Below are 8,434 nucleotides of genomic sequence, written 5' to 3' on the forward strand. Positions count from 1 at the left end.
GCAGGCGGGCTGGCCCGAGGCGGTGAGTGCCATGGGTGGGAAGAGCGGTATCAGTGACGACGAGCGTGAGTTCTGGCTTCGGCGCGCAGTAGAGGGCGGGGATCGGTGGGCGATGGCCTCCCTGGCATGGTTGGCCGAGAGGCGGGAACGGCCCGACGACGCTGAGCACTGGTACCGGATGGCCATCGCCCAGGGCATGTCCTTCTTGCGTACCGGCTTCTCCTACCTGCTGATGACGCAGGGGCGGTTGAGCGAGGCGGAGGAGTGCGTAAGGCCAGAAGCCGAGGCAGGCTCAGTGAGAGGTGCCGGGCAACTGGCCGACGTACTGCAGAAGCTCGACCGGCCCCAGGAGGCCGCCGCCTGGCGGAAAACGTACGAGGATCTGCGCGCCCAGGAACTCGAGCGCAGCGGCAAATCGATTGCCCACGCCGCTCCGGAGCTCGCCACGGTCGCCGTCACCGCGCTGGTCACCACTGCCGTGGTGCCCTTCATCCAGGCACTCATCGCCAAGGCCGCCGAGGATGCCTACGGGCAGGTCAGGGGCCTCGTCCGCCGAATGCTACGCCGAAACGAGCAGCCAACACCTGCCGCCGAGACGATCGAACCGGCCGGCGAACCCGTCGGAGAGGCCGCTGGCGATGAGGAACCCGGGCTCCTCATCGCCGACGACGCGGAGGCAGGGATCACCCTCTTCGTGTGGTCGAATGCCTCGGACGAGGCACTGCGGGCCCTGTCTTACCTCGACATGGAGGAGCTGACCGTTCGCAGACCGGACCAGGGGAGGGTGCGCCTCGTGTGGCATCCCGGGACCAGCAGGTGGCACATCCGAGGAGAATGACCCGCCGTGTGTGCGCCTGGCGGCCGCTAGGGTGGCCGAGGGCCATCGCGGAGCGACGCTCAAAGACTGCCCTTGACCCGGCTGTGGCGATGCTGCACCGTCGGCGCCGGGCGGCCCCGCCTCGCCCCTCTCAGCCCCGTCGCCGGATGGGGAACAAGAGCAGGTCTGGCGAACGAGGTGAGCGCCGGTGGGGATTTTCAGAGAGCCTCAACAACGGTCAAGGTGACTGCCGTAACCAGGCTCTCCGCGGTAGACGGGTGCGGCGCCGACGGCCCGGGCTTCGCTGCAGTTCGAGTAGTACACGTCGCCGCCTCCTGTGCTGCCGCCGCTGCCGCCATCGTCGGCGGGCTCAGCGGTGACCGTCTTCGTGACCTTCACCGTCTTCGTCGCCGTCACGGTCGGCGCCGCCTTTACCTTCGCCTCCGCTGTCTCCGTGGCCGTGGCCGTGGCCGTAACGGTGACGGTCGGAGTGGGCTTGGCCGCCGTGGCTCCACTTCGACGCGTTCCGCTGGCTGAACCGCTACAACACCCGACGCCGTCCCAGCCTCGGACAACGCAGCCGATCGCCTACGAAACAGCGTCCCGAACAACACCAACTACGCTGACACCAGCCGCATAACCCGTATCCAGGAGTGGGAGTCAAGGCTCTGTTTGGGACGGTGCCTTAATCGCCCGTCTGGGGCCACGTACCGCACCATCGCCTTCCTCACCGGGATCGATCGACGGTTCGAGGGGTAGGCGGAACTCAAGGACTGCTCCAATCGACTCACCTGGGAAGGAACGCCGTGCCCGGAATGCTTGAACGGATCAAGAGGTTCACGCGAAGCCCGCAGGGGCAGCGCGCCATTGCCCAGGCCCGTCGTGCGGCGTCCGACCCCCGCAATCAGGCGAAGCTGCAGCGGCTCCTGGCCAAGCTGCGCACGCGTCGGTAGTGCAATCGATCAGACCCGCCACCGCTCCGAGGACATCCACAGCCTGCTGGGGAAGGACTGAACGATCAATGCGATCGCCCGGCGGCTGAGCCTAGATCCAAAACTGTGCGCGGTCTCAGCGTCCGGGTGCAGGTGTCGATGTTTTCGGCCATGCTCTCGGCGCGGACGTGGAGATCGCGACGACGCCGCGCTGGGTCAGACAGCGGAACACGACTTGTGCGACGGACTTGCCGTGATTCTTGCGATCTTGCCCAGGAACGGGTTGGTGAACAGATCGTTCTTGCCTTCGGCGCACCCGCCCGGCGGGCCGCCGCCACAACGCCCTGGCTGTGTGTCCCGGGCCGGGTCGACGGCGGCCGGAGACGCGGGCGAGGAAGTATCGCTCGACCTGGCGGACTTCACGCCCCGCCGATCGGCCGCGCCCAGATCCTTGAGCACGGCGAGCTCGAGGAGGCGGGCCCTGCGGCCGGGGCTACGGCACCAGCAACTCCCGCGCTGTGCCAAGGACGGCCATGTACAGGCGGGTGAGCCTCGCCGGAGCCGGCGCTGCGGCCGTGCAAGATGCCCGTCGCTACCGCGTCGACGGTGCCCCACACATCCAACGCTGTCTCCTCGGCCGTGCCGAGCTCCACCTTCATCACCCGCTCAGCGATGCCCCGCGCCCGCGCCTGGTGATACCGGCCTGGGCGGTTGAGCTCATCGCGCAGCACGTCCCCTCTCACCGTCACCTGCTCCCACGCCGCCCGCCACTGCGCGGACGAGCCGGAGAGCCCACCGACCGCGTCGTCGACGTCGGCGGCATGGGCCGAACCGGTGTCGCCAGCCAGCCCATCGGATGGAGATGCCTCGCCAGCTGGGGGCCCAGCGCCGGGCGGGCCGGCCGACTTGTCCGGCCGGGAGGCCATGGCGGTGGGGTGGCCGGGACGGCGTCCACCGCGGCCAGCAGGTTTAACCCAGCACCCGCCAGCACCCGTGGGAGTCCCGGGCAGCAGCCCCAACCCCGTACGCCCGCCAGCCCTTGAGCCACGTGGGCGTCCGCGAGGACATCGTCGACCTCGGGCTGCATGCTCGCACCAGCCGACGCCACAACAACGTCGTCGCTCTCTCCCCCCCGGCACCATGGACCGAGGGCCACGCCCCTCGTACGGATATCGCGGATCCGCCATACCCCAACAGACCCACGAGCAGCGGTAATCGGCGTGCGCGGCTGGCCAGCGCGAGGCTTTGCAGGATGAGGATGGACGAGTGCGGGAAAAAATCTTGCAGATCCGCTGGACGTTTCGCCGCCGTCTGACGGCATCCCTATGTGTACGGCGCTTCAACAGCGACACGGGAATCTCGGGAGGGACCGGATGCGGGGTCAACAGGCAGGGGCGGGGAGCAGGGGGTGGGCCACAGGATGACGATCACCTCCGATCCTGTCTGCACCCAGACGGTCTGCCGACGTACGGATGCCGCACCGGACTGCCGCACCTGCCCCTGGGCAGTTGCGTCCGTGGCGCAACCAGGCAGCGAGCCGCGCATCGTTCCTCAGGCGCTGGCCGAATTCCACGACCTTCACCGGGTGACGTTCCTGAAGTACGCGCGCGGCCGCGGCATATCCCGCGCCGAGGCCGAAGACGTGGTGAGCCAGACGTTCCTGCTGCTCTACAAAGCGGGACAGGCGTTCTTGTCAGCGGACAACCCGCGGGCGTTCGGCTTCAAAATCCTTCGAAACGTGCTCGCGGACCACTTCTGGGCAGCGGACCGCAGACCCCGGGCCCTGCCCCTGGACGCCGCCAGCGACCGGCCGGCCAGCGACGGCGGTATCAGCGAACTGATCTGCCGCCTCGACGTGGAAAAGGCCCTTGAGCTGCTGCCACCCCAGCAGGCCGACTGCCTGCGCCTGCGCCTCTTCCTGGACCTGCCCACCCCCGAGATCGGCGACTACCTGGGGATCACCCGCTCAACCGTGGCCTCGCACCTGTCCGCCGGACGTCCGCGACTGGCGGAGCACCTGAAGAACTACCGACCCTCCCGCCCTGGCCCCGGAAAGGAGCAGCACGCATGAACATCGACGAGCTGACACAGGCAGCACGCGCTGCCCTGGACGAGGAGTACGCCGATTACGACCCGGCCCCCGGCCTGGCCCGGCTGGAGGACGAAGCCATCGGCGCAGCAATCACCCGCACGCAGGTCGAGGACATCCCCGACACCGCCCAGGCCGAGGCGGACACACACTGGGAGGAGCTGGAGGAGTACTCCTCCAGCTGGGTGATCAACTGGAGTGAACAGGCCGCCTGCCGTACCAGCGACCCGAACGAGATGTTCGTCCAGGGCACCGCCCAGAGCAGGGCCAAGGCTGTGTGCACGGGATGCCCGGTGCGCACCGAATGCCTCGCCGACGCCCTGGACAACCGGGTCGAGTTCGGCGTCTGGGGAGGTATGACCGAACGCGAGCGCCGAGCCCTGCTGCGCCGTCGCCCGTCCGTGACCTCCTGGCGCCGGCTGCTGGAGACTGCCCGCAGGGAGTACGAGCGCGGCATCGCCCTCGTACCCCTCGATGATGACCTGACCACGATCCTCGATCAGGCCGTGTAGAAGCCGGCCGTACCACTTCCGGCCGCGGCCGCCCCCTGCAGGGCGGCCGGGCCCCTCCGCCCTGCCGCGCCCCCGTTCCGGGGTTGCCCGGCATGCCCGTACGACACCGATTCCCCCGTAAGGAGACCGAGATGGCCAGCGAGAAACCCCACCACGGCGAGGGGAACAGGCCGCTGCTCAACCAGCGCTCCGCCATGATCTTCCTGTTCAGCGCCCTGGCTGGCATTGGCGCGGGCTGCCTGACCCTCCTGGCCACCGACCCGTGGCCGGTAGCCGTCACCACCGGTGCCGCCGCGATGGCCGCAGCCACCCTCTACTTCGACCGGATCATCGAATAGACCACCCACCAGTCCAGGCCGCGAACGTCCACGCTCCGCTGCCGACCGCTCGCAGCTGGCCAGTTCGGGCGGGGCGGGCAGCGGGAGGCACAGCATCGACGTACGGGCGGAAGATCGGATATTAGCCGTAAGGGCTAATGGATAGCGCGCTCAGTGCGCCACAACGCGCGTACAGCGCGCAATGGAGAGTCGAGACCGTCTGCCAAGCCGGGAATCTTCACAATCGGATGGAGGTCGTCCGCCCTTGTGTCGAATGTCAGTACCTCCCCTTACGATCCTGGCGATTAACCAGGAGGAGGGCGCGTGGTGGATGTGGTCCGTCGCGGAGAGCGGGGCAAGCAGAAGACCTGGCAATGGATCATGGTCCTCACGGCGCAGCGAGGACTGTGTACCTACTGTGGCCGGTCGACTGCTACGACGATCGACCACGAGGAGCCCATCGCTGACGGAGGACCGGACATCTGGTGGAATTTCGTTCCGGCCTGCGATGACTGCAATCGCTGGAAGAAGGGCCGCAGCGCCCGTCGCTGGGTAGCGGACATGGATCTGCACCACAGGTACCCGAAGGCGGGCTTTGCAACGCGGGCCATGCGGCCCGCGGTCTACGCCGGCATCACGAGGCGCGTGGAGCGCGTACAGCGGGAGATAGCGGACATGGATCGCCGCGAGTGGTTCCGCATGCACTATGGGAGCGAGCGGCATCGGAACAAAACCGAGCTGTCCAAGATCCTTGCGCGCCTCCAGGCGGAGTTGCGGGGGGTACCCCCACTATCCCTGGCGCACACCGAAGCTCGGCACGTCACGGACCGTCTGTACCCGCTTGATGTGCTGCGGCTACCAGCACCCGAAGGCTGAGCACATGGTGGCCTTCCTGGAGCGCGAGGAGCGCGACGCCTTCCGACGAGCCGTCTTCAACGAACGCGCCCACGAAGGGGACGTGCTGGGTCGGCTCATCAGAGAGTACCTCCTTGGCAAGGAATGCGGGGGCAACAATGGCACGGCATAGTCATGCAGGGCGACGGCCGGACCGTGCTGGAGCTGGAGCAGCGCCCTGAACGCTGCCGAGAAGGCCGGTGCCCTGCTGTGCTCGACGCGCGGCAGCGGCGGCCGAACCGGCCCCCCGCCTTACCGCTCACTGCCCCGTACTCCTCGAAGTGCTCAGCCGCGTACGGATGAACGTACCCAGCCGAGTGCCGCATCGCACGAAGCAGATGGCCCGGCAACGTCGCGCTGTGTGCCCCGGCAGTAGATCGCCAATGCCAGAAACTTGCGTGACGAAGCCACGAGCCTTTGACAAGATCGCTCAGTCGTCCTGCCCTGCCCGGTTCTGGAGGAACACCACGGCCATCAACTACGAGCTCGCTCCGGCCTGGCTGCCGTGGTCTGCCGTCGATCCCGACCTCATCCCCTTCGCCTGGAACAAAGCGGAGGCATCTGAGATCACCACAGTGATCGCCTCGATGGTGCCTCCTGACGGTGCCGGGTGGGAAGAGAAACATCGCTTCACCACCGAGGTCACAGCGCTCCTGGCAGCCCGGTACGGCCGGTGGGCTTGCGGATGGCACTGGGCGGTCGGCGAGGGCGGTGGTGGTGGCGTCGTCACCAACTGGTGCTGCACCTCCCATTCCGTGGGCAGGCCCGCAGCAACGGCCGCCAACGTGGTCGCGTCGCTGCTGGAGTGGCGCGACTGGCTGGAGGAGTTGGCGGAACGGTTTGAGCAGTTGGCTCCCCCCATTGGCGCGGATGCCGAGGATCGCAGCTGGCACCTGGAACGGGCAGCTACCCGGCTCGTGACTGTGGTCGTGGACCGCACGGGTGCCGAATGCGGCTGGTACGGGCTCTGCCACACAGTGCTGACGTGGTTCCTTTCTTCCACGGACATGGCACCGGAAGACGCGAAGAACGCGGTCGACACCGCGATCGGCGGACGGTTCAAGAGCTGGACCATGCCGTCGCGGACCCTGATCGACGCAGTGGGAGAGAAGATCGCTGCAGATCTGACCGGAGCGCGGCCCTACCGTGACCACTGACGCCTTGGCTGCATGGCGCCAGATCAGAAACCAGATCGACTGGACTTCCGCAGCCGGCCAGATGCCAGCCCCGGTCGAGCCCATCGTGGACGGCCTCACCACCTGGTGCGCTGAGGGGGGCCGCTCCTCGGACCTTGCACGAGGCCACCGATTGCTCGCGGCGCTGGCTCAGTCACGCACAGACGCTTCCCGTAGACACCCCCTCACCTGCGCGCTTCTGACTGAATGGCAGCAGCTGGTCCTTGGCATGCCTGAAGTCCAGTTCCGACAAGGCGACGCCTTCGCCAAGGGCGGCCGGGAACGCTACGCACTGACGCCACACACCCAGCGCAACTTCGAACACTGTCTGCGCGAAAGTGCCGACCCGCGAGTCCCCCTGGCCTCCCGCGCGGCCAGGGTCTACCTGGACGTGGCCTTCTTTCATCCCTTCCCGGATGGCAACGCCCGCCTCGCCATGCTCACGCTGGCCTACGTCCTGGAGCTGGAGGGAGTCCGACTGGACCAGGTCGGCCCCCTGCAGACCACGCGCTATGCGGACGACGCCGCCGGGGCGGCAGACCTCGCTGCCCTGGTCTTCATCCTCATCCGCTCGACTCAGCAACGGGCCACCAATTTCCGTTACTGAGGGAGCAACCTTCCTTCAGGTTCTCTTGATCAGTCCTACCGAAAGGTGAGCACGTACATCCATACTCGGCTGAGTACATTCATGTGTACGCCGACATCACGCGGATACTTGAAGCAGCGGTGTGAAGGCACGTTGTTCATCGAACGGCTGCCGGGTCCGGAGGCAGTGGTGGAGCTGGCCGAGGAAGCGGTTGAGCAGGTGAGCTGGGCGGCGTTGTGCCAGTCGCCGTGCTCGCGTCGGCGGCGGTCGTGGGCGTTCGCTCCTTGTGAGGCATGGAGGGCCGAGAAGGCCCAGAGGAAGCCAGCGTGCATGAGTCGGTTCTTCTTGACGAAGCGGCGGCCGACGAAGCGTTTCTTGCCGCAGGCGCGGGTGATCGGGGCTGAGCCGACGTAGGATTTGAGGGCTCTGGCGTGCCGAGTTGGGACCATCCCCCGCGGGTGCGGGGAGCAGAGCGCGGCCGATGTCCTGGTCCTTCAGGGACCATCCCCGCGGGCGCGGGGAGCAGGCCACGGCCGCCGTGGTCTGGTGGAGCCGGTAGGGACCATCCCCGCGGGCGCGGGGAGCAGTCCTGCGGTGGGGCTGGCCACCGTGGTGACGAGGGACCATCCCCGCGGGCGCGGGGATGGTCTCCCTGCCTTCACGGGCCATCCGAGCAGGCTGTCCTGCTCCCCGCACCCGCGGGGATGGTCCCCGTCTCGCCGCGAAGAACGACTCCATGACCGCCTGCTCCCCGCACCCGCGGGGATGGTCCCGACGGAGCAGGCGCCACGGTCGGCAGACGCCACTGCTCCCCGCACCCGCGGGGATGGTCCCCCGCCGGTGCCGTTGTCGACGTCAAGCGTGCCCTGCTCCCCGCACCCGCGGGGATGGTCCCGACGGCCGCCGTACGCCACCGACTTCACGTACGCTGCTCCCCGCACCCGCAGGGGTGGTCCCGACGCGGACGTCACCCGCAACGACCGCACGGTCTGCTCCCCGCACCCGCGGGGATGGTCCCTAGTGTGCTGCGCCAGAAATCCTGAGGATTAGTTCTGCTCGGTTTGCTGGCCGGTGGTTCCGACCTTGGTGAGGTAGTCGGCGAGGGAGTTGAG

At 67.9% G+C, this 8,434-nt stretch carries 9 protein-coding genes and 1 pseudogene; 8 read left to right on the plus strand and 2 right to left on the minus strand.

The window, feature by feature from the left end; translation table 11 throughout:
• The first annotated feature begins 31 nt into the window (after window positions 1–31).
• Window positions 32–838, plus strand: a complete 807-nt coding sequence (locus tag ACZ49J_RS32865; RefSeq protein ID WP_467454097.1) for a hypothetical protein — start codon at window positions 32–34, stop codon at window positions 836–838.
• A 207-nt stretch (window positions 839–1,045) separates the two neighbouring features.
• Here the strand turns inward: ACZ49J_RS32865 and ACZ49J_RS32870 are convergent, their stop codons facing one another.
• Window positions 1,046–1,234 (minus strand): excalibur calcium-binding domain-containing protein, encoded by a 189-nt coding sequence (locus ACZ49J_RS32870; RefSeq protein WP_467454096.1) that lies wholly within the window; start codon window positions 1,232–1,234, stop codon window positions 1,046–1,048.
• A 1,935-nt stretch (window positions 1,235–3,169) separates the two neighbouring features.
• On the opposite strand from ACZ49J_RS32870, the gene ACZ49J_RS32875 reads away from it, so the two are divergent.
• The 7 genes from ACZ49J_RS32875 to ACZ49J_RS32905 all read left to right on the plus strand — a co-directional run bounded on the left by ACZ49J_RS32875 (window position 3,170) and on the right by ACZ49J_RS32905 (window position 7,343).
• Entirely contained in the window at window positions 3,170–3,820 is a 651-nt protein-coding gene (locus ACZ49J_RS32875) for an RNA polymerase sigma factor (protein WP_467454094.1), read from the plus strand.
• Between the two features lie 179 nt (window positions 3,821–3,999).
• Window positions 4,000–4,350 carry a WhiB family transcriptional regulator gene (locus ACZ49J_RS32880; protein ID WP_467454278.1) on the plus strand — a complete coding sequence of 117 codons (351 nt, stop codon included), beginning with the start codon at window positions 4,000–4,002 and terminating at the stop codon, window positions 4,348–4,350.
• A 131-nt stretch (window positions 4,351–4,481) separates the two neighbouring features.
• On the plus strand, window positions 4,482–4,688 hold the full coding sequence (locus ACZ49J_RS32885; protein ID WP_467454093.1) for a hypothetical protein: 207 nt from the start codon (window positions 4,482–4,484) through the stop codon (window positions 4,686–4,688).
• A 303-nt stretch (window positions 4,689–4,991) separates the two neighbouring features.
• Window positions 4,992–5,543 (plus strand): HNH endonuclease, encoded by a 552-nt coding sequence (locus ACZ49J_RS32890; RefSeq protein WP_467454092.1) that lies wholly within the window; start codon window positions 4,992–4,994, stop codon window positions 5,541–5,543.
• A gap of 4 nt (window positions 5,544–5,547) precedes the next feature.
• Window positions 5,548–5,694 (plus strand): hypothetical protein, encoded by a 147-nt coding sequence (locus ACZ49J_RS32895; RefSeq protein WP_467454091.1) that lies wholly within the window; start codon window positions 5,548–5,550, stop codon window positions 5,692–5,694.
• 265 nt (window positions 5,695–5,959) lie between these two features.
• On the plus strand, window positions 5,960–6,718 hold the full coding sequence (locus ACZ49J_RS32900; RefSeq protein WP_467454089.1) for a hypothetical protein: 759 nt from the start codon (window positions 5,960–5,962) through the stop codon (window positions 6,716–6,718).
• Complete coding sequence (locus ACZ49J_RS32905; protein WP_467454087.1) at window positions 6,708–7,343, plus strand: Fic family protein; 636 nt, start codon at window positions 6,708–6,710, stop codon at window positions 7,341–7,343. The genes ACZ49J_RS32900 and ACZ49J_RS32905 overlap by 11 nt, the downstream gene beginning before the upstream one ends.
• Window positions 7,344–7,439: 96 nt before the next feature.
• Here the strand turns inward: ACZ49J_RS32905 and ACZ49J_RS32910 are convergent.
• Window positions 7,440–7,753, minus strand: a pseudogene (locus ACZ49J_RS32910) (IS110 family transposase); the annotation flags it as partial.
• Between the last annotated feature and the right edge of the window lie 681 nt (window positions 7,754–8,434).

This window comes from Streptomyces sp. NPDC030840 (assembly GCF_055572015.1).

Coding starts and splice junctions, on each gene's coding strand:
- ACZ49J_RS32885 (WP_467454093.1), top strand. CDS start 4,482: ATGGCCAGCGAGAAACCCCACCACGGCGAGGGGAACAGGCCGCTGCTC.
- ACZ49J_RS32865 (WP_467454097.1), top strand. CDS start 32: ATGGGTGGGAAGAGCGGTATCAGTGACGACGAGCGTGAGTTCTGGCTT.
- ACZ49J_RS32875 (WP_467454094.1), top strand. CDS start 3,170: ATGACGATCACCTCCGATCCTGTCTGCACCCAGACGGTCTGCCGACGT.
- ACZ49J_RS32895 (WP_467454091.1), top strand. CDS start 5,548: ATGGTGGCCTTCCTGGAGCGCGAGGAGCGCGACGCCTTCCGACGAGCC.